This is a genomic window from Mesorhizobium sp. M0601 (assembly GCF_040320845.1).
Classification (GTDB): domain Bacteria; phylum Pseudomonadota; class Alphaproteobacteria; order Rhizobiales; family Rhizobiaceae; genus Mesorhizobium.
Map to the genome: position 1 here is coordinate 39,302 of NZ_JAMYQK010000033.1, position 19,294 is coordinate 58,595.

The 19,294-nt window shown below is 60.2% G+C and carries 16 protein-coding genes and 1 pseudogene; 8 read left to right on the forward strand and 9 right to left on the reverse strand.

Translation table 11 applies throughout. The features are described 5' to 3' along the window. Nucleotides 1-11: 11 nt before the first annotated feature. Nucleotides 12-1,136 (forward strand): right-handed parallel beta-helix repeat-containing protein, encoded by a 1,125-nt coding sequence (locus tag NKI41_RS24550; protein ID WP_352685460.1) that lies wholly within the window; start codon nt 12-14, stop codon nt 1,134-1,136. A gap of 19 nt (nt 1,137-1,155) precedes the next feature. Here the strand turns inward: NKI41_RS24550 and NKI41_RS24555 are convergent, their stop codons facing one another. The 9 genes and pseudogenes from NKI41_RS24555 to NKI41_RS24600 all read right to left on the reverse strand — a co-directional run. Then, nucleotides 1,156-1,560 (reverse strand): recombinase family protein, encoded by a 405-nt coding sequence (locus NKI41_RS24555; protein WP_352685461.1) that lies wholly within the window; start codon nt 1,558-1,560, stop codon nt 1,156-1,158. Between the two features lie 105 nt (nt 1,561-1,665). After that, nucleotides 1,666-2,709 (reverse strand): glycosyltransferase family 4 protein, encoded by a 1,044-nt coding sequence (locus tag NKI41_RS24560; protein WP_352685462.1) that lies wholly within the window; start codon nt 2,707-2,709, stop codon nt 1,666-1,668. A 259-nt stretch (nt 2,710-2,968) separates the two neighbouring features. Then, nucleotides 2,969-4,096 (reverse strand): glycosyltransferase family 4 protein, encoded by a 1,128-nt coding sequence (locus NKI41_RS24565; protein ID WP_352685463.1) that lies wholly within the window; start codon nt 4,094-4,096, stop codon nt 2,969-2,971. A gap of 76 nt (nt 4,097-4,172) precedes the next feature. Further along, nucleotides 4,173-5,471 (reverse strand): polysaccharide biosynthesis/export family protein, encoded by a 1,299-nt coding sequence (locus NKI41_RS24570; RefSeq protein WP_352685464.1) that lies wholly within the window; start codon nt 5,469-5,471, stop codon nt 4,173-4,175. 284 nt (nt 5,472-5,755) lie between these two features. Next, nucleotides 5,756-7,096 carry a hypothetical protein gene (locus NKI41_RS24575; protein ID WP_352473817.1) on the reverse strand — a complete coding sequence of 447 codons (1,341 nt, stop codon included), beginning with the start codon at nt 7,094-7,096 and terminating at the stop codon, nt 5,756-5,758. Beyond that, nucleotides 7,093-8,817, reverse strand: coding sequence for a GumC family protein (locus NKI41_RS24580; RefSeq protein ID WP_352685465.1), 1,725 nt, complete (start codon nt 8,815-8,817; stop codon nt 7,093-7,095). The genes NKI41_RS24575 and NKI41_RS24580 overlap by 4 nt, the downstream gene beginning before the upstream one ends. Nucleotides 8,818-8,827: 10 nt before the next feature. After that, on the reverse strand, nt 8,828-10,150 hold the full coding sequence (locus NKI41_RS24585) for an oligosaccharide flippase family protein (RefSeq protein ID WP_352685466.1): 1,323 nt from the start codon (nt 10,148-10,150) through the stop codon (nt 8,828-8,830). Between the two features lie 162 nt (nt 10,151-10,312). After that, complete coding sequence (locus NKI41_RS24590) at nt 10,313-11,101, reverse strand: WecB/TagA/CpsF family glycosyltransferase (protein WP_352502817.1); 789 nt, start codon at nt 11,099-11,101, stop codon at nt 10,313-10,315. A gap of 592 nt (nt 11,102-11,693) precedes the next feature. Beyond that, nucleotides 11,694-11,816 (reverse strand): annotated as a pseudogene (locus tag NKI41_RS24600) (bifunctional Delta(1)-pyrroline-2-carboxylate/Delta(1)-piperideine-2-carboxylate reductase); the annotation flags it as partial. A 132-nt stretch (nt 11,817-11,948) separates the two neighbouring features. Here NKI41_RS24600 and NKI41_RS24605 point away from each other — a divergent pair. The 7 genes from NKI41_RS24605 to NKI41_RS24635 all read left to right on the forward strand — a co-directional run bounded on the left by NKI41_RS24605 (nt 11,949) and on the right by NKI41_RS24635 (nt 18,877). Next, nucleotides 11,949-12,602, forward strand: coding sequence for an SIS domain-containing protein (locus tag NKI41_RS24605; RefSeq protein ID WP_352502819.1), 654 nt, complete (start codon nt 11,949-11,951; stop codon nt 12,600-12,602). After that, nucleotides 12,599-13,867: an HAD-IIIA family hydrolase gene (locus tag NKI41_RS24610; protein WP_352685468.1), complete on the forward strand. Its 1,269-nt coding sequence runs from the start codon at nt 12,599-12,601 to the stop codon at nt 13,865-13,867. The genes NKI41_RS24605 and NKI41_RS24610 overlap by 4 nt, the downstream gene beginning before the upstream one ends. Further along, complete coding sequence (locus NKI41_RS24615; protein WP_352502821.1) at nt 13,860-14,915, forward strand: NAD-dependent epimerase/dehydratase family protein; 1,056 nt, start codon at nt 13,860-13,862, stop codon at nt 14,913-14,915. Before NKI41_RS24610 ends, NKI41_RS24615 begins: the two co-directional genes overlap by 8 nt. Nucleotides 14,916-14,948: 33 nt before the next feature. Continuing rightward, nucleotides 14,949-16,031, forward strand: a complete 1,083-nt coding sequence (locus NKI41_RS24620) for a GHMP family kinase ATP-binding protein (RefSeq protein ID WP_352685469.1) — start codon at nt 14,949-14,951, stop codon at nt 16,029-16,031. A 106-nt stretch (nt 16,032-16,137) separates the two neighbouring features. Beyond that, on the forward strand, nt 16,138-16,671 hold the full coding sequence (rfbC, locus tag NKI41_RS24625) for a dTDP-4-dehydrorhamnose 3,5-epimerase (RefSeq protein WP_352685470.1): 534 nt from the start codon (nt 16,138-16,140) through the stop codon (nt 16,669-16,671). A gap of 46 nt (nt 16,672-16,717) precedes the next feature. Continuing rightward, nucleotides 16,718-18,055: an NAD(P)H-dependent oxidoreductase gene (locus NKI41_RS24630; RefSeq protein ID WP_352685471.1), complete on the forward strand. Its 1,338-nt coding sequence runs from the start codon at nt 16,718-16,720 to the stop codon at nt 18,053-18,055. A gap of 45 nt (nt 18,056-18,100) precedes the next feature. Further along, the gene (locus NKI41_RS24635; RefSeq protein ID WP_352685472.1) at nt 18,101-18,877 is read left to right on the forward strand and encodes a phosphatase PAP2 family protein; all 777 of its coding nucleotides are present in this window, start codon (nt 18,101-18,103) and stop codon (nt 18,875-18,877) included. Nucleotides 18,878-19,294 lie beyond the last annotated feature (417 nt).

The window sequence follows — 19,294 nt, forward strand, 5'->3', positions numbered from 1 at the left end:
CGAGTCGACGTTTGGCACCCGAACTGGGCGGGCTGGTAGATCTCATGTTGCGCGGCCGGCAGTCTCTTGAACCCCGGCGCCTTAATCGGCGCCGTCTGCTCGCCGGGCTGCTGGCGCTGCCTGCCTCGGGTGCCGTCGGTGCAGCGGTGCCTCTGGCCCAAGGGCGATCGGGCGATAAATGGTTCGGGGGTGCCGTCTCCCTTGCGCGTCCAAGCGGTCCCGTGCGCACGCGCGCGGATGGGCAGATCATTGAAAATCTTGACATTTACGCCCCCTATGGCAACGGGATCACGGTACTCCATCAGGGCGTCATCATCCGCAGCTGCCGCATTCGTCATGCCATGGGCAGCGGAATATACGCCCGCGGAGCCGCCGGAATACGCTTGCAGGATCTCGAGATCGATCGTGTCGGCGTTCCCCCCTCGGGGACCGAACCAAGTCAGAACCGCAACAACATAGAGCTGGAAAGCTGCCCCGATGCGATCATCATCCGTGTCAAGGCGTCCCGCGGCTCCTCCAATATCTATGTCTTCGACTGTCCAGGCACCCAGATGAGCTTCCTCGAACTCCACGACGCGCGCGGGCCGTTCCCCCGCGGACAGAATGTGCAGTTCGACCGCTCTCCGGATACGAGCCTGGAAGAATTCTCAGCCGAAAACGGTCCCACCTCCTGGACCGAGGACAATATTTCCGCCTTTCACTCGGACCGCTGTACAATTCGACGCGGACTCGTCTTCTACAATAACAGCCCCACAGGCGTTGGCGTCATGCTGGAGGGGAGCTTCAATTGCCGGGTCGATGACGTCGATGCCGTTCAACAGGGCAACGGCGCCTTCTCCGCCGTTCCGCAGGGTAAGGTCGGCAGTGGCGGTTGCGCGTTCAACCGCTGCCGGAGCCGGGACACCTACAATGAGCCACGGGACGGCAGGGACGCCCCGACATCCAACGGCCTGTCGTTCCATACCCGGATATCAGAAGGCGCTGAAAAGCACAGTGTTAGGGACTGCTGCGTCTACGCGCTCGCCAATCCCCGCAACATCATCTGGCAAAGGGCGGCCGTGCGTGCCGGTTGGTCCATCGAGCGCAAGCCATTTGATCCCAGACGGCCATTGCGGCTTGCCTTCAACTGGCAGTGAGCAGAGATCCGATGAGGCCCTATCGACGACAACGCCAAAAGAGAAGCAGGTCTGACAGCATTGACCGCGACGGCGACATCCCAAGCGTCCAGAGAGGCGCTGATGCAAGAATCATGCGTCCCGTCGTCGTGCTCGTATCGATAGGTGTGTCGACGATGCGAAGACCGACATGCTTGCTGCCAAGCCTTTCGATGAGCGCCAGCACTTCGCGGGTTGTGCGCGCAACACGGTACGGCTTCGTGACCGCAATCACGTCTCCTTTCCTGACACATGCGATCGCCCTCTCCAGCTCCGGCGTCGAACCGAATATGCCAGTCTTCTCGCAGAAGAACTTCTCGGCTCCCAAGCGGGCAAGATAAAGCTTTTGCGCCTCCAGCCTGGCAGCGGGTTCGAAGGTGTTGATACGACAGTAGCCGATGATCATCGCAATCCCCAATCGTAAGAAGCTTTCAGCGAGGGTCCAAGGTGCCCGACGAAGTCGCTGACGATCTGCGAGCCTGAATGCCGCCGCGGCTCGGCAGTCCCTTTGTCATCTCCCATGTCCGTAGAGATCCGCGAGCTCGAGATATTGCTTTGCGACTCGCTGTGCATCGAACCGTCCCACCCACTGGCCGGCACCTGCCGACAAACGCGACCAAAGGTCATCATCGTCCAGCACAGCCTTCAGCGCTGCGGCCATCGCCTCGGCCTGTGGTTCGACCACTGTCCCATTCACGCCATCCGCGAGCAGATCCCGGCTGAGCCTTGAAGACCCGACAATGGGCGTGCCGGTGGCGATCGCCTCCATCACCGTTGCCGAGGCGACAGGGACCGTATAGCGCGTGGGGAAAGCGGCGACGCGAACGCGGCTGTGTAGTTCGCGAACGCGTGCTCCCTCTGCCATCCCGAGAAGGACCACGTGCCCCCGTATCGCTTCAGGAAGAGCGTCGACCGCCTTCGTCACCGGTCGTGTGATGTCACCCGTCAGGTAGAGCCGTACGGAAGGATCGTTGAGGGCGCCGAATGCCCGGATCGTCGCCTCTGGCACCTTGTAGGGCGATGTGCCGGCATGGAGGATTGCCCGCTCGCGCTCTGCCAGCCCACGAGACGCATATGACTGGCGATCGATGCATTTGGGAATTTTCAGGATTTGGTCGCTTGGCAGCCCAAGATCTCGCACCAGTTCCTCCTGAAGCTCGGTCGTGGAGGCGACGACGTAGTGGCAGCGCCGCATGCTCGCGCGTCGAATGGCTCGCCGTACTGCCGCAAGCGCCCCTTTCCGCCTCTCGAGATCGTGAACGACCTGGACGATCGTGCCACGCAACGGTAGCGGCACCGTCTCGCTGTGGATGACAAGGTCCGGCCGGAACCGATTGATGATACCGATCGCCCGCAGCCATGCCGCGACTGAGGCCGGTCCGGTCAACGGCGAGCGGCTCAATCCGATTATCGGCAACTCGAGGCGAGGCGAAAGAAGTCGCTGGAATTTCGCGCTTTCGAAGGTGCCGACCACGATCTGCACCTGGTGCCCCAGTTCGAGCAACGCCTGGGCAAGTGCCACAATGAAGATGCTGACACCATCAGGTGAATCCAAAGGTTCGCGCCGGGTCAAGACAATGCGCATTCGATCGAACCGTGACAACAGGTGTCTGCGGGCGGCCGCAGCCTCCAGTGGCACCGTGTTTCAGCAATGGAAGCAAAAGAGGACCTCGCCGAAGTATGCGAGGCGGCAGGATCTATCCTCAGGCAAATGGGAAGTACCCCGGCCCGCACTGCGCTTGTTGACGCGTGAAGCTTGGTCTGCCCTATAGGCAGCCCTGGTCGGTTCCTGCCAGCCCATGTTCCGGCCCACCTCACGACACTGCCGCTAAGGCCCGGATCGGGCGCCTGACCAGGGGTTCATAGATGGCCATCAGCCGATTGAAGTTTGCTTCGGGCGTGTACCGCTCCTGATAGGCGGCATAGGCCCGGCCTGCCACTTCCTGCAAGGCAGATCGGTTTGAAAGCGCCCAGCGCACCTGATCGGCCAACGCGCCGGCATTGCCGACAGGAACGACAAGGCCGGTGACGTCTGGCTCAACGACCCCCTTGATCCACGGCAAATCCGAGCAGATGACCGGCAGCCGGCTTGCGAAGGCCTCGATGACGGTCATGGGAAACAATTCATAGCCTTTCGACGGAAAGAGCAGGAATGCTGCAGCCTGCATCTCCTTCAGCACCGTCTCGCGCGACTGACGCCCGAGATATTCCACGCGCTCGCCCGCAGACTGCTCGACGAGCGAAGCCAACGGGCCGTCGCCGATGATCCGCAGCGGGTAGTCGATCTCCTTCCACGCCTCGAGCAGCGTGGCCACTCCCTTGTGGTGCTCATCCAGTCGTCCCACGAACAGCCCTCCATTGCGACGAAGGTCACCGAAGATCGGCGGCCTGGCAACCGCATTCGGCTTGACGACGATGCGTTCGGCCGGCAGGCCGCCTTCCACAAGCTTGTGCCTGGCCCAGTCGGTAAGGGCAATGAAGCGGTCGACCTTGCGGGACCAGGTGCCGGCTCGCTTGTGAAACTCGACCATTGCGGCGACGGCGAGCGTGCCCGCCAGGGAATTCCTGTAGACCTTCTTCGGAACAGTCCACCAGCAGGCGTGGCGGAGACTTCGCTCCCGAAGCCTCTCATCGGGATAAAGCAAGGCGCTGGGACAGAGAATCCTGAAATTGTGCAAGGTCATCACTGATGGCACGCCGGCCTCGCGGCACGCATCCAGGATGGAGGGGCTCAGGAGAGGAAAGAAATTGTGGATATGGACGATATCCGGTGAAAATTCCGCCAATTTTCGGGACAGAGTCCGCCGTGAATGAGGGTTGTAGATGACCCCCACGGCGCTAGAAATCTTCCGCGCGACCGACACGATATCGTCATTCGTGGCGGAGAACAGCTCGACGTCGACCCCATTCTGCTTGAGGCACGCGAGCTCCTCCCGAACCACGCTGTCCTCTCCGGCCCTTATCTGGTAGAAATTATGAACCATTAAGACGCGCATCGCAGTCCGCCACGTCCGAATCTCAATTCGGCATCCCGGACGCCCGTGGCGACGACGCGACGGCTCCGGAAAAGTCGACCTTTGGCAAAACGACCTCCACAACGTCGCCGGGCGCAAGCCCGAGATCTTCGCTGCCGGGGAGCGTCTCGGCGCCCTGCTCTCGCTTTCTATGCACTGTTATCTCGGGCCGACCCGCGGCTATCAGCAAGGTGGATTGCGCTTGACCTGTAAGCGCCAGCTTCTGCGCGGTACCCTCAAGACGCGCCGAGATCTGGGCCAGATTCATATAGGCCTCCTGTAGCTCTCCCAAGGCCGCGATTCGTCGTTCACTGTCGATCTTGTTCATCTGTCTGACATATTCGCCGCGCTGGCGCTCGATGTTCGATGCCTGGACGATCGTATCGAGCAGTTGGGTTGATGACATAAGCGCCGCTCGACGGGCTTCAGATAGGCGCGTGGTCGCCGCCAGGCCCTTCTGAAACAGCGTCCTGACTCTCTCGTAATCTTCGGTGTCGGCCTGGCTTCCCTCTTCGTCCTTCTTCTTCTTTTCAGACAGGAGCCCCAGTTGCAGGTTAGCCTCCTCGACAAAACGTCGCAGAAGCTCCTTGTCCTTTTCACTGTCTGACAGACGAGCTTCGATATGCGCTGTTGCCGTTTGCTTCAATCGTTCGGCGAGCGCCTCAGGCACCGGTGCGTTCTCGACATGTTCGACTTCTTCGCCGAGTTCGGTGCGAAGGCGCCAAATGCGAACCTGTTCCGTTGCGAATTGCGCCCATAGGGCTTTGTACTCGGAACGGAAATCGGCCGCTTCCATGAGCGGATTGGCGATGCGAACCTGGGCAGCGCTGTAGCCACCGGCAACCGCCACAGACTGTCGGACGGTCATACCCGGCCGGAAGATGTACTCTCCCGGCCTGGCCACATCACCATAAACATAGATGGGCCGGTATTCGGCAAGGGAAACGAAGACCTGGTCCGTCTGGATCAGCTGCGTTATTTCACGGCCGTCCTCGGTCCCCCGCCGATAGGGCTTGCTGGCGAGACTGCCGGCGATTATTTCCTGCGCTTGTTGAACGGAAAGGCCGCTGATTTGAACCGCTCCAACCAGCGCCAAGTTCACCTCGCCGTCCACTCCGATCAGCAATCGCTGCCTGAAATCCGGAATACCAGGGACCGATACTTCCAGCGTATCTCCGGGCTTTAGCTTGTAGTCGGCAAGTGTCGCTGTCGGAATCAGAGCGATGGCGCCAGCAAACGAAGCGAGGCGGGTCGAAGCCATGGTCATCGACAGCGCCGACAACAAGGATCTCAACAGCTTCATGGGTCCCCCAAGGTCCCCCAACGGGTTGCCCCCGTATCTCTACGGGCGGCTTATTACGGGTTTCTCCGGCGCGGGCGAACCTGCGCAGTGGATGGCCCTATGCTACCAGAAGAGGCATAGCCGAGGCCGAGGCAAAATGGCTGGCTCGCTGGCTCTTTCGAGGCACTCCTGATGGACCGGCACGGCGCCGCCGCATGAGCGGGCACATCAGTGGACGGCTCCCCTGCTCCTGCCGCGCCAAAATCGTACAACGCGATCCCTTCTACCGAGACCGATAGCCTGCCCTATGTCGGGAGGGCCGCATCCATGTTCGTTCCGATGTATGAACAAGCGTAATGCTGCGTTCGATCCGGTTCAACTGGAGGAAGTTCCACAGCCAAGGCCGGAACGCTGGCGCGAAGCGCAATCAAATAGCCGTATGAGAAAGCAATTCCCACAATCTGTAGAGGGCTCTCCAGGGCCGGATTGACGAACATGGCGAGGAAAATCGTGATGAAGACCGTGGACGCATGATTGCGAACACCGCGTGGCAGTCGATTTGGCGGGAAGGCCACCAAAATGGCAGACACGATCAAAATAAAACCAATGACCCCCGTCCGCAATATGGCTTGAAAGAACGAATTGTGAATTCCTGTCGAGAGTACCTCAAGCATTCTGGCATGCGTAATATTATGGGTGTCGGGAAGAAAGGTAATATCCTCGAATCCGGGAAACTCGTATCGCCATCGGACAGATTCCCTCCCAAATCCGATGCCAAACCCGTATGTATCCGCAACGGATACGAGTGCGTCCGAAATGAACGCGAGTCGGATCCCAGAGTTCGGGTCCAGAGCAAAGGTTTGAGGTATGAAGTTGAGCCCGACGGCATAAGCCGAAGTCAGTGCGGTCGCCAAAGCTGCGGCCATCAACCGGCCGGGCACGCCAATCAGAATGACGATCGTCGTGACCGCAAGCACCTTGAACTGAGCCAAGGGGCTGGCGAGGGCTATTCCCAAAAGGAGCAAAATGCCGCCGTATCGGCGCCAGTCGTTCGTCAGAAAGATACCGCCTGCAATGAAAAACACGGCAATGACCATGTTGTTGATCAGCGCACCATAAAGAATCACTATCGCGGCTTGCCCAGATGCGCGCGGATATTGCACGTCCTGCTGAAACATCACCGCCGGCGCGACAACGAGAGACAGGAACAGGAAAACGGGTGCACCAAAAAAGGCATTGCCGCTCATCAGCCTGCGGCGGAAATAGGCCTTGGACGCCCATGCGACGGCGAAGAATCCAACAATCGGGACGATTTGCCTTGTGACTGCTTCTTGAAGGAAGTGAACCTGCCAGGAATCCGGCATCAGCCTGTATCTGGACAGCAGGGCAATGAAGAGGCAGAAGGCGGTGTAGACCGCGAGCAGACGAGGCGGCACCGTCTGCCGCAGCAAGGCATAGGCCAGACAGACACCGACCGGGACCACTATGAAGAAAAGGCCAAGCAGGCGCAGGGATATTGCGAGGGCGCAGGCCAGCCAAATGCCCGAAAGAAAGAGGGTGTAGTCGAGCACGTCAGGGGAATGGCTGGAAACGAGGTCGACCGGCTTTGAACCCTTCCTGCGTGACAATGTCGCTGGCGAGGTCATGGCCTGTATTCCCGGTTAGGACTGAAAGCCGCACGGTTCATCCTGGTCAAAATTACTGCCGAGAGTTTCTCTGCAGGGATGATGCGCAGGATTCCCTTGAGGTGATCCGCGAAAGTGCGGCGTGCCTGCAGCACCAAAAGGACCTCGTTGATGACGCCCATGGTAGCTTCCAGATCAGCGATGCGGTCGGTGCTGTGAAAATCAACCACTATGCAACTGTATTCTTGCTGCAGATGCTGGAGTGCAGCGGAGATGGAGAGCGAGGCATTCAACTCGGAGATTGACCCCATGGGCCTGAGAACCAGAACTTCCAGCCCTCCCTGATGCGCGGGAATGATGGCAAACGCCCTTGCGAGCTTGCGACCTGGCTCCGCGTTCACCATTGGCTGGTCCATCGATGGCTTTTGCCAATTGGCATCAATGAGCAGTGTCTTTTGCCCGGTCGCCGCAATGAGCCTTGCGAGATGAACCGCCACCGTGGAGCTTCCGGACTTGGCGAGGGGTGAAGCAACGCCGATTACAAATCCGCCTTGGCGGCCCTGAACTCCGCGCATACGGCTGGCAATTTTGCTCAGCGAGCTGTGAAGCTCGGGAGCGTCCTTTAAGTAGACGGGCTGCAAAGACTGCTCGCATGGCCCCACAACATTCCACCTGCGGCGGGGAATTCTGCGTATCCCTACAATCCGATCAAGGCCGGTCGACCTGTGCACATCCTCGACCGTTATCAGGCGGTGGTTCATTGCTTGCCTGATCAATGCGTGACCAACGCCGGCAACCCCACCGGCCATAACGGAGAGGGCTACCATCAGGACGGGTGGCGGCCAACTGCGTTGGCGAGGCGGTTCGGCCGCCGTGATGACCCTTGCGCTCGGGATCAGCGACGAGGCGCTAAAATCGGAGAGGGTCCGCTGCAGAAGGGCATTGTAAAGCGAGCGATAAACCTCGGCCGCGCTCTGCTGCTCGCGGAAAAGGACTCTTGCCCTCTCCGCAGATTCAGGGTCCGATTGGAGTTCCTTCAGTGATTCGGTCACAAAAGCCTTTTCCCGAAGTTCCGCCAGCCGCTTGTGCAGATCAGATGCTTCTTCCGCGCCAGCCGCCTGCCTGCGCTCGCGCTGATTTCCGATGTAACCGTCGGCGATCGCGTTCGCGAGCATGGCGGAGAACTGAGGATCGGAAGAGGTGACCCCGATCTCGACGGCGCTGGAGGAACCCATCTGAAGAACGGAAAACGCGCGCCTCACAAGGACCATCGCCTCATCCCGAATATTTGGCTCCGCCGTCGGCAGTTCGGTGCCGAAGTGAGACGCCAATTGGCCCTGCACATAGCTGGATATCCGGGTGCGCAAGCTGTCGTCCGTCACAAACTCTTCGTCTTCCGCTAAGCCAGTGTGGTCAACAACGCGTCCGACGACTTCGTCCGACTGAATGACCTGTATCTGGCTCTCTACATAGACCCTCTCATCCGCCTGAGCTTCGCCCGGTTGCGGAGCGGGCGGAGATGAAAGGAGGATCGTCGCATAAGCGCTGTAATATCCAGGCGAAAGGACTGTATATGCGCCGCCGACACCAAGGCTTACAACCATCCAGAGGAGGCAAAGGCGCCAACTGCTTCGAATAAATCTCAAGATGTCTTTCACGGTCAGCTCGTCGCGATCCTTTGGAGGTATCTGCTGGTGAGGCGACCCGGACGGCTGAACGACGAAGTGATCGGTGGCTAACATACAGACTCTCCTACGACCGGAAACGATCGGCCTCGTGCTCCAACGGCGCGGATTGGGGCGCCGGGGGATGCGCTCGCACCCGGCCTGCGTCGCAAGCCGCCGCCGCCGTGCGAAGGACTGCCGCTCCGCCAATGATGAAGAAGCCGGCTGAAACCACCAGCACGACGACTTCCTTCGCCACCATCGCGTAAACAATGGCTTGCTCCGCCATGACGAAAGACAAAGAATATGCGGCCACCAGGAATACTAGCAGTCCGGATGCATTAAGGGCTGCCCATTCATTTTCATATCCGTAACTAAACATAAATACATTTGATGTGAATGTATTTATATTCATTAGAAATGGTATGATTGCCATCGCACGCACTATAGGTGTCGCTCCTGAAAATTTATCTCCAAACAGAATCAAAATTATGTATGGAGCAATAAAGAACATTCCAATACTCATCGCCGCCCCGCCTGCTACGGTGAATAGTGATCTCCTTATCAATCGAACCCCGGCAGCCGGATCGACATGAGCGTAGTATGAAACCCTCGGTAAGAAAGTATCCATAAGCAACTTGAAAAATACTCTCGAGGCTAGCAGAAACTTTTCGGCGACAGAATATTGCCCGGCTGCGACATAGCCTGCGAAATGCTGGACAAGGGCAACAGGGAGGGTGACGAGGGCAGTCTCCACGGCTATGAAAAGGCATCCCCTCCAGCCATTGCGCAGCTGCATTCCAATTGTCGAAAGCGTGACGGACCTGAAGCCGCCGAACCCAATGGGAAGGATGAAAGGTAAGCAGATGACGCCACTGACGACGGGAACTGCGCTCTGGATGGCAACGGCGAGTGCGACCTGGTCAGGTGATGCGACCAGGGCGACGAAACAGACGAGCGCCAGAACGCGAGCAACAACCACCGCGACGGCCGCCTGCCAGGCGCGTTCAAGGCCGACGAAGAGCCATGCCGGAAAAATAATGCCGCCGGCGGCCGAGAGCATCGCGCACAGGAATGTCGGCCTACTGAGCGCCAGCACGTCGCCGGCCAGCACAAGGCCCACGAGGCATACGGCAATGAACAGCACTGCCTTGGTGGCCATGACCTGAGCAACCAGGGACGCGATCGCCGCCGGCTCGTATCGGAGGGAAGCTACCCTGCGCTGCGCCGTCCAATGAAATCCATAGGCCACGACGACGGCAGCGAGTTGTCCGATGGCGAGCGCATACGCGTAGCGCCCGAAACTCATGGGTCCGAGGACACGCCCGGCATAGGGCAAGATGATCAGCGGCTGCAGGACGTCGGTGACATGCAGGACAGCCAGACTGGCGGCCTGTTTGCTCAGAGTCATGGTAGCCTCCAGTCAGGTGCCTGTCGAGGCAATGCAAACCACCCAGTCCAGATATGGCAGCGCCGCCTCCCAGAAGCAGCGCCAAAGAACAGCCGGCCGTGAAGAAGTTGGCGCAGATCGGCAATACGGCGGTCCAAGTGTGTTCACTGGTTCCGCCTCCCTCTAACCGTCACGAAGTCTGCGCCTGGGAAGCAGCGTTGCCTGCAACAAAGCCAGGATGAACAGGCTGTTCGTCACGAGATACCTGCTCGCCAGCCGGCGGGGATCCTGGAAGAGCCGGTGCAGCCATTCCAGCCCGCTCTTCTGCATCCATTGCGGCGCCCGTTTGACGTCTCCGGCGTGGAAATCGAAAGCTGCTCCTACCCCCAACATGACTGCATTGATCCGGCCGCGATGCGCCTGCATCCAGCTTTCCTGCTTGGGACATCCGAGCCCCACCCACATGATCCTCGCACCGGACTGATTGATCATTCCGACCACTGCCTCATCCTCCTCGGCCGACAGAGGGCGGGGCGGAGGTGAGTAAGAGCCCACGATGTTTATGCCGGCAAACTCGGTTCGAATGCACTGTTCGAGACGCTGGAGGGTGCCGGGGCTGCCGCCGTACAGGAACATTGCCGAGCCCAGTTCCGATGCCCTCCGGCAACAAATCCACATCAGGTCCGGTCCGGCGATGCGCGGCTGATCCGCGTGTCCCTGCCGTCTCAGCATCCAGGCCACCGGCGCTCCATCGGGCGCGACAAGATCGGCGCTATCCATCGCTTCGGCATGGGCGCGATTGCGGCGGGCGGTGACGACACTGTGGGCATTGCACAGGAAAACCGTTCGGCTCTCCCGCCGCAGGGCCCAGTCGAAGACGCAGTTGACTGCCTGCGCCAAGCCCAGGGCGTGCACGGGTACCCCAAGCACTTGCTCGCGCACCACTCCCTGATCGATCGCGAACTCTGTCATGCCACCCTCGATTGCTGCAATGGTGAGCAATCATCACAGCGTGCGGGTACTTCGAGTTCAATTGCTATTCCGAACGGGAAGCTGGCGGGCGGCGCTCATCGGAGGTACTTAAAAGGAATATCCTGTCCGAACCGGTGTGGTGCACCCCGATTCTGAGACACGAAAAGGGTAACAGTTCTCCATTCGTTAAGGAGAGCTGATGAGGAGAGAAGACCCGGGGCGGCAATTCAGTGGCGAATACAAGCGAGCGGCGGTGCAACGCATGGCTGCGGGCGCCAATGTGAGCAAGGTTGGCGCGGGAGCTCGGCATCTTTCGCAAGGGTCTCTATCACTGGCAGAAGCAGTTTCGTGCAGGCGGGCCAGCAGCTCTGCGCGGTCGCGTGGGTCCGCCGCGAGCGGTACGCCGGGTGGGTGAGGCGCACGACCCGGGCGGTGCAGCGCCGGCATTGCCGTCGAAAGCGCTTGACGAGCCTTCGAAGGCATCAGCTCGGATCGGCCAACTGGAGCGTCTCGTCGGGTATCCGGTTCAAAGCGTTACCCATCTATCAACTTGTCCTCTCCGTGCTGCCGAAAGAGCGCATGGAAGGAGCGCCGTCGCGCCGTCGAGCAGGAGGTAAAGCCCCATCACCGCGGGTTTGCCTACGGCATTGTTGTCGGGCGACACCGTGATGATCTTGACGCCGATATGGCCATGTGCCGACGTGTCGGCTGTATGGAGAACAAGGGATATTCCTTTTAAGTACCTCCGATGAGCGCCGCCCGCCAGCTTCCCGTTCGGAATAGCAATTGAACTCGAAGTGCTCGCACGCTGTGATGATTGCTCACCATTGCAGCAATCGAGGGTGGCATGACAGAGCTCGCGATCGATCAGGGAGTGACGGCATGTCGCAAATCTTCGCGGGATGATGCCCTCTGGTTGCACCCTAAAGAATTCACGCAGGAATATCTGGCATCGCTTTGCATCGCATTGGCGCAGATCGATACGGACGCCGTGCAGGAGGCGATACAGTTGCTGCGCGCCGTACGCGATGCGGGCGGCACAGTCTTCGTCGCCGGCAACGGCGGCAGCGCAGCGACCGCCTCCCACTGGGTCAATGACCTCGGTAAGGCCACGAAACGCTCGGGAAGGCAGCCAATCCGGGTCATAGGCCTGACAGACAACGTCTCCTGGATGACGGCACTCGGCAATGACGAAGGCTACGAGCGTATCTTTGCCGGCCAGATGGAGAACTTCGCCAAGCCGGGTGACGTACTCATAGTGATTTCAGCCAGCGGGAACTCGCTTAATCTCGTGCGGGCAGTCGAACTCGCTCGCGAAAGGAAGGTAGCCACCATCGGCATTGTCGGTTTTGACGGCGGCACGCTTAAAGAGCTCGTCGATCAGCCAGTATGGGTGCGGTCCGAAAAAGGCACCTACGAACTCGTCGAGGACGTCCACGCCGCGATCTGTCATGCCATCACGCGATACCTCATCGCCGACCGACCGGAGCGCGGTCAATGAATATTGTCCTGCCGAGCTCTCCCTGCCTGCAAAAGGCAGATGTCGAAGGCCGCGGCTACAGCCGGCCGCGTCAGGCGGTCATCCTGGCCGGCGGGCGTGGCACGCGCATGCGGCCGATCACACTCGATCGCCCGAAACCAATGGTGCCGGTGCTCGGCCGCCCTTTTTTGGAATACCAGATCGAACAGCTGCGGCAGGAGGGGTTCGAAAGGGTTCTTCTTCTACTCGGGTATTTGCCCCATGTGGTGATGGACCATTTCGGCGACGGCAGCAGGTTCGGGCTCAGTATCGAATATGCCGTCACCCGTCCCGACGACCTCACCAGCAGCCGGGTATCCAATGCCCGTCACCTCATAGATCCGTGCTTCCTGCTGCTGTATTGCGACAATTACTGGCCGATGCGCATGGAGCGGCTGTGGCAACGCTTCTGTGCGGCCGGCAAGCCTGGAATGATTACGGTCTACAGCAACAAGGACGGCTATTCACGCGGCAGCGTGATCCTTGATGCGAACGACAATGTGACCGTCTTCGACCGGCTCCGCACCACGCCCGGGCTGCAGGGAGTCGAGATCAGCTATGCCATACTAACCGATCTCGCCCTCGAACTCCTGCCCGACGAGGACACCCTCTTCGAGGAGGCCATCTACACGCCGCTCGCGAGGCAGCATCGCCTCGCCGGCTTCGTGAGCGAGCACCGCTATTACAGCGTGGGCTCGATCGAGCGTCTACCCGCGACGGAGCGCTTTATGAGCCGCGAAAAAACCATGCTCGTAGACAGGGACGGCGTACTCAACTGCAGACCGCCACGGGCTCAATATGTGTGTTCATGGGACCAGTGGGAGTGGGTTCCGGGTGCAAAGCAGGCGTTGGCCCTTCTGAACGAGGCTGGTTACCGCATGATCATCATCTCCAACCAGGCAGGGATAGCGCGCGGAGCGATGACCGCCGCTGATCTCGAGGCGCTTCACCAGCGCATGTGCGCCGAGTGCGAGGCCGTCGGCGGCAAGATCGCGGAGATCTACCACTGCCCACACGGCTGGGACGACGGCTGCGACTGCCGCAAGCCCAAACCCGGTATGCTGTATCAGGCACAGCGCGATTTTGATCTCGACCTCACACGCACACTCTTTGTCGGCGATGACGATCGTGACCGTCAAGCGGCCGAAGCCGCGGACTGCCTATATGCGCAAGTAAGCGAGCGATGCTCGCTTCTGGACCTCACCCGTCAACTCCTTTCGAAGCGGAGCGAGGGCAGACATGAATGAACCAACACGCGTTCTCGTCACCGGACACAATGGATATCTCGGTTCTGTCATGGTGCCCGTGTTGCAGGCGGCGGGCTATGAGGTGGTCGGGCTGGATATGGGATATTTTCGTGCGTGCACCTTGGGAGCCGACAATACCGGTGTGCCCGAGATCACAAAGGATCTACGCGCCATCGAACCCCCGGATCTGCAGGGCTTTGACGCGGTAATCCATCTGGCGGCACTCTCGAACGACCCGATCGGAAATCTCAACGCGCATTGGACGAGGCAGATCAATGCGGAAGGAACAGTTCGTCTGGCCACGATGGCCAAGGCGGCGGGCATCCGGCGGTTCCTATTTTCCTCCTCTTGCATCATGTATGGCATGTCGGAAGCCGCCGTCGTCGACGAAACCGCCCCGCTGGCGCCGCAAACAGAATACGCAAGATCGAAGGTTGTTGCCGAAGAAGCGCTGCGCGCGCTGGCGGACGACGGGTTCTCGCCCGTCTATTGCCGCAACGGCACCGTCTATGGTCTGTCGCCGCGAATGCGCTTCGACACCGTGCTGAACAATTTCGTGGGCAGCGCCTTCACCACTGGACGTGTCGAAGTGCACAGCGATGGCACGCCATGGCGGCCCGTGGTTCATGTCCAGGACGTCGCGCGCTATTTCAAATTGATGCTGGAGGCGCCGCTACAGGACATCCACAATGAGGCGTTCAACATGGGTGTTGAAAGCCTCAATCTTCAGGTGCGCGAGATAGCGGAGATCGCCGTTGAGGCCGTCGCCGGCGCGCAGCTCACAATGACACCGAAGCCGGGCGCGGATCAAAGGACCTACAAGGCGGACTTCAGCAAGTTCTCACGGACTTTCCCGGATTTCGAGTTTCAGTGGACAGCGCGAAAGGGAGCACAGGACCTTTACGAGGCGTTCCGCTCGATCGCACTTAGATTTGAAGACTTTACCGACAAGCGCTTCACGCGGCTGCGCTGGCTCGATCATTTGCTCAAGGCGGGGACGCTCGATGGTCAGCTGCGCTGGCGAACCGCACAGCCGCGTGTTGCCTAATTTTCATTCCGTCGATTTTCAAGGGGGAAAAATATGGAACAGCTAGACGGGACCAAAGCGGTGGAGCGCCGCTCAGGACTGGACCTTCCGACCATCATCGATCGCGCTGCACAGCGTCTACCGTCTCTCGTCCTGACGCGCACTCCTTTGCGCGTCAGTTTTGCTGGCGGCGGTACCGATCTGCCCGATTTCTACAATCTCGATTGCGGCGCGGTCTTCAGCGCGGCAGTAGACAAGTACATCTATGTCACCGTCAAGCGTCACAGCGAGATCTTTAATGAACCCATCCGCTTGAACTATTCACAGACCGAGCAGGTAAACACCATAGGGGAGATCAAGAACAACATCGCTCGCGAATGCCTGCGTTTCCTGGAGATCGAACCGCCGATTTACATCTCGACGGTCGGAGACATGCCTGCCTCGACGGGCATGGGGGGGTCGAGCTCGTTCACGGTGGGACTGCTCAACGCCCTGCATGCATTCCGGGGAGAACGTGTCACCCCTGGCCAACTGGCCGAAGAGGCATGTCACATCGAGATGGACATCCTCAAGGAGCCGATTGGCAAGCAGGACCAGTATGCCGCCGCGTTCGGGGGCATGAACCTGTTCCGCTTCCAGCCGGGCGGCGCGGTAACGGTCGAGCCGCAGCGGGTGCGCAATGGCGCCATCGAACATCTCTTCAGCAACCTGATGATGTTCTGGACGTCGCATCAGCGGCCGGCCAGTTCCGTGCTGGCAGAGCAGAAGGCGAAAACGTCAAGCAATCTCGATACGCTCAGGCGGATGCGGGACGACGCCTTCATGCTTCAGGAGATCTTTGCGGAGCCCGTCATCGACGTAGAGCGCTTCGGTGCCGTCCTTCACGCAGGGTGGGAGATGAAGCGGAGTTTGGCGTCCCGCGTGAGCAACGCGACAATCAATGGCCACTACGATCTCGCCAGGGACGCAGGTGCGGAAGGCGGCAAGCTGTGCGGCGCCGGCGGCGGCGGATTCCTTATGTTCGCGGTCAAGCCGGAACGTCGGGAAAGTGTAAGACGCGCACTCTCACACCTAGCCTATGTGCCTATCGGCTATGAAGTCCACGGCTCGCGCCTCTTGCATCCGGCGCAAGTCTGATGGCCGTCCTTCGATCGCACAAGAGGACCGCCGGCGCGAGCCACCCTGAGCAGAGATCGTCGGAGATGCAACCCGACGTGACACTCATTTGACCAATGGATCTACGATGCTTTTCACAAAGACCGATATTCCCGGCGCCACCCTGGTGGAACTGCAGAAATTCGAAGACGAGCGGGGCTTTTTCGCACGCGGCTGGTGTTCGCGGGAGTTTGCCGAGCAGGGGCTTCCGGATCGTGTCGTGCAGGTGAATATTTCATACAACAGGCACAAGCATACACTGCGCGGCTTCCATTACCAGCTGGCTCCCCAGTGCGAGGACAAGATGCTTCGCTGCATCCGGGGCAGCCTGTACGACGTGCTGATCGACCTGCGTCCCCGATCGCCCACCTATAAGCAGCACCTCACGGTGGAACTGTCAGCGGCGAACCAACGGATGCTGGTCATCCCGAAGGGCTGCGCGAACGCCTTTCTCACCATGGAGGACCACTCCGAGGCGACATATCTCGTCTCCGAATTCTACACACCGGCGGCCGAGCGTGGTGTTCGCTGGAACGATCCTGCTTTCGCAGTGAAGTGGCCGGTGGATGCGCCGGCGCTGATTTCTGAAAAGGACCGAAGCTGGCCCGATTATGACCGCTAACCTTTCGCCGCCCGACCTTTCGGGGAGCAGCACAGGGGAGACGTAAATGTTCATTGTCGACAGGGAGTTGGAGAGGCTCGAGGCTCAGGGGCGGCCAATTCGCGTGGGTATGGTGGGGGCCGGCTTCATGGCCCGAGGCGTCGCGCTGCAGATGCTGCGGTATGTCCCAGGCATGCAGCTCGCGGCGATTTCCAACAGGCACGTGGAAAAGGCGCGAGATGCCTATGCCGCCGCAGGTGAAGACGATGTGACTGAGGCGACCAGCACCAAAGCGCTTGAGGATCTCGTGGCGCGCGGTCGCCGCTCGATCACGGCCGACCCGATGCACATTTGCGAGGCCGACGACATCGACGTCGTCGTCGAGGCGACAGGCGCGATCGAGTTCGCTGCCCACGTCACAATGCGGGCGATCCGGCACGGCAAGCATGTTGCCCTGATGAACGCCGAACTCGACGGCACGATCGGACCGATCCTGAAAGTGTATGCCGACCGGGCAGGAGTGGTCCTCACCAATGTGGAGGGGGATCAGCCCGGCGTTATCATGAACCTCTACCGTTGGGTCAGGGGCCTGGGCATACGTCCGGTGCTTTGCGGGAACATCAAGGGCCTGCACGATCCCTACCGAAATCCGACGACTCAGGAGGGTTTTGCCAAGAAGTGGGGGATGAAGGCCCCAATGGTCACCTCCTTCGCGGACGGCACGAAGATCTCGTTCGAGAACGCCATCGTCGCCAACGCCACAGGCATGCGGGTGGCGAAGCGCGGCATGTACGGGCCTGTGGTTGAGCCTGGTACCCCGATCCAGGGGGCGGTCGGGTGGTATCCGCTCAATCAGCTCCTCGAGGGGCCGGGGATAGTTGATTATTGTGTCGGCGCCATGCCCAACCCCGGCATCTTCGTTCTTGGCACCACAGAGGATGCCGTCGAGAAGCACTATCTCTCACTCTACAAGATGGGCCCCGGACCGCTCTACTGTTTCTATTGGCCCTATCATCTGTGTCATTTCGAGGTGCCCTCCACGGTGGCGAGGGCCGCGATATTCCGCGATGCTGCGATTGCGCCCCTGGGCGCGCCGACCGTTGATGTGGTGGCCGCCGCCAAGCGGGACCTTAGTGCCGGAGAGATCCTCGATGGCCTTGGACATTACATGACCTACGGGCTCTGCGAGAACGCGCGAACGGTGCACGCCGAGCGGCTTGTGCCGATCGGGCTCGCCGAGGGCTGCCGGCTGCTGCGCGACGTGAAGCGGGACGAGGTGCTCGGCTATGACGACATCGAGCTTCCGATCGGGCGGCTTTGCGACACACTGCGCCGAGAGCAGGATCTTGCCTTCTTCGGCCGCTCTGCAGCCTCCCTGCGCTGCGAGGTTTCTGCAACCGCCTAGTTAGCGGGACTCCAGTTGTTCCGCCGCCCGAAGCCTAGAGTTGAGATGGCCGAACCGATGTCCGATTTTCATTGCCTGACACAGGCCGCCGCGCTTTGCCTCCTCTTTGTGGGTACGACTTTCCTGGCCCTTAACCCGGATTGGATCGACAGGCCCCTCGCAACGGCCGTCAACACCGTAGCGAGCAATCAGCCCTTCGCCAGCCGGCTCGCTTTCGGTGCCGTCTACCCAACAACCGAGGGCGCTATAGTTGTGTCCTTGCTTTGGTATTGCTGGTTCGCCCAGGACGGTCCGGAGTCGAGGGCAAGGCTGGTGAGCGGCGTCTGCGCAGCTGTCCTCGCGGCGCTCGTCGCGCATTTCCTGCAGGGCGCTCTGCCGACGACGCCAAAGCCGATTTTTGACTCCGCACTTGGACTTCATATCCCGGACGTTTTGGGCGACGCTGCCGTTCTGCGCTCAGCGCCGTTCGCCGGCACCCCCGGGTTCCCCAGCGAGCGAGCGGTTCTGTTCGCGGGTCTAGCGATCGCCATTCTTCTCGTTCGCTTCGAACTCGGACTCCTCGCCCTGGCCTGCACCTTGGTGGTAGAGCTTGCGCGAGTCTACTTGGGGCTGCATTACCCGACCAATGCTCTGGGTAGCCTCGCCTTGGCCGCCACCCTGGTATGGGTAGCACAAACGCACCCGAGCCTTGAACTCGGCGCCCTGGTTCTCCGGTGGGAGCGCGGCGCCCCATCAAGCTTCTATCTGTGCAGCTTTCTGGCCTCATACCTTGTTGTTGCGTTCCAGGCGTTGCGCGAACTTGCCAAAGGGCTTCTGCAATAGGAACTGGTGTGAAGCCGCCAGCGACATGACGTGCATCGCCGCGCTGAAGCGTCATCTTGGCCGGACAACAACAATCATGCTGAAGGTGTTCGCAACAGCGGCGGATTACGTCAATGAAGCGGATTAGGCATCCGGCAAGCTGGATAAGGCCGCTCTACGGCTTCCACTGGCCCTACTACCTCTGCCATTTTGAGGTACCCAGCACACTGCGCGCGCCGCGCTGTTCGACAAGCCCGATCTCTTCGCTCGGCGAACCCAAGGTCAATTTCGTTGCAACCCGCCAAGACCGATTCGAACTGCCGGCCCTTCCTGCGTTCAGCTCCGCAACGAACAGGATTGCCACTTCTTTGGCTCCGCAGGAGCCGGCACGGCCTCGGGGACGAGGCGACTCGTGAGCCGGCGCTCACACCGGGCGGC

Coding starts and splice junctions, on each gene's coding strand:
- NKI41_RS24555 (WP_352685461.1), bottom strand. CDS start 1,560: ATGATCATCGGCTACTGTCGTATCAACACCTTCGAACCCGCTGCCAGG.
- NKI41_RS24570 (WP_352685464.1), bottom strand. CDS start 5,471: ATGAAGCTGTTGAGATCCTTGTTGTCGGCGCTGTCGATGACCATGGCT.
- NKI41_RS24575 (WP_352473817.1), bottom strand. CDS start 7,096: ATGACCTCGCCAGCGACATTGTCACGCAGGAAGGGTTCAAAGCCGGTC.
- NKI41_RS24580 (WP_352685465.1), bottom strand. CDS start 8,817: ATGTTAGCCACCGATCACTTCGTCGTTCAGCCGTCCGGGTCGCCTCAC.
- NKI41_RS24585 (WP_352685466.1), bottom strand. CDS start 10,150: ATGACTCTGAGCAAACAGGCCGCCAGTCTGGCTGTCCTGCATGTCACC.
- NKI41_RS24590 (WP_352502817.1), bottom strand. CDS start 11,101: ATGACAGAGTTCGCGATCGATCAGGGAGTGGTGCGCGAGCAAGTGCTT.
- NKI41_RS24605 (WP_352502819.1), top strand. CDS start 11,949: ATGACAGAGCTCGCGATCGATCAGGGAGTGACGGCATGTCGCAAATCT.
- NKI41_RS24610 (WP_352685468.1), top strand. CDS start 12,599: ATGAATATTGTCCTGCCGAGCTCTCCCTGCCTGCAAAAGGCAGATGTC.
- NKI41_RS24615 (WP_352502821.1), top strand. CDS start 13,860: ATGAATGAACCAACACGCGTTCTCGTCACCGGACACAATGGATATCTC.
- NKI41_RS24620 (WP_352685469.1), top strand. CDS start 14,949: ATGGAACAGCTAGACGGGACCAAAGCGGTGGAGCGCCGCTCAGGACTG.
- rfbC (WP_352685470.1), top strand. CDS start 16,138: ATGCTTTTCACAAAGACCGATATTCCCGGCGCCACCCTGGTGGAACTG.
- NKI41_RS24630 (WP_352685471.1), top strand. CDS start 16,718: ATGTTCATTGTCGACAGGGAGTTGGAGAGGCTCGAGGCTCAGGGGCGG.
- NKI41_RS24635 (WP_352685472.1), top strand. CDS start 18,101: ATGGCCGAACCGATGTCCGATTTTCATTGCCTGACACAGGCCGCCGCG.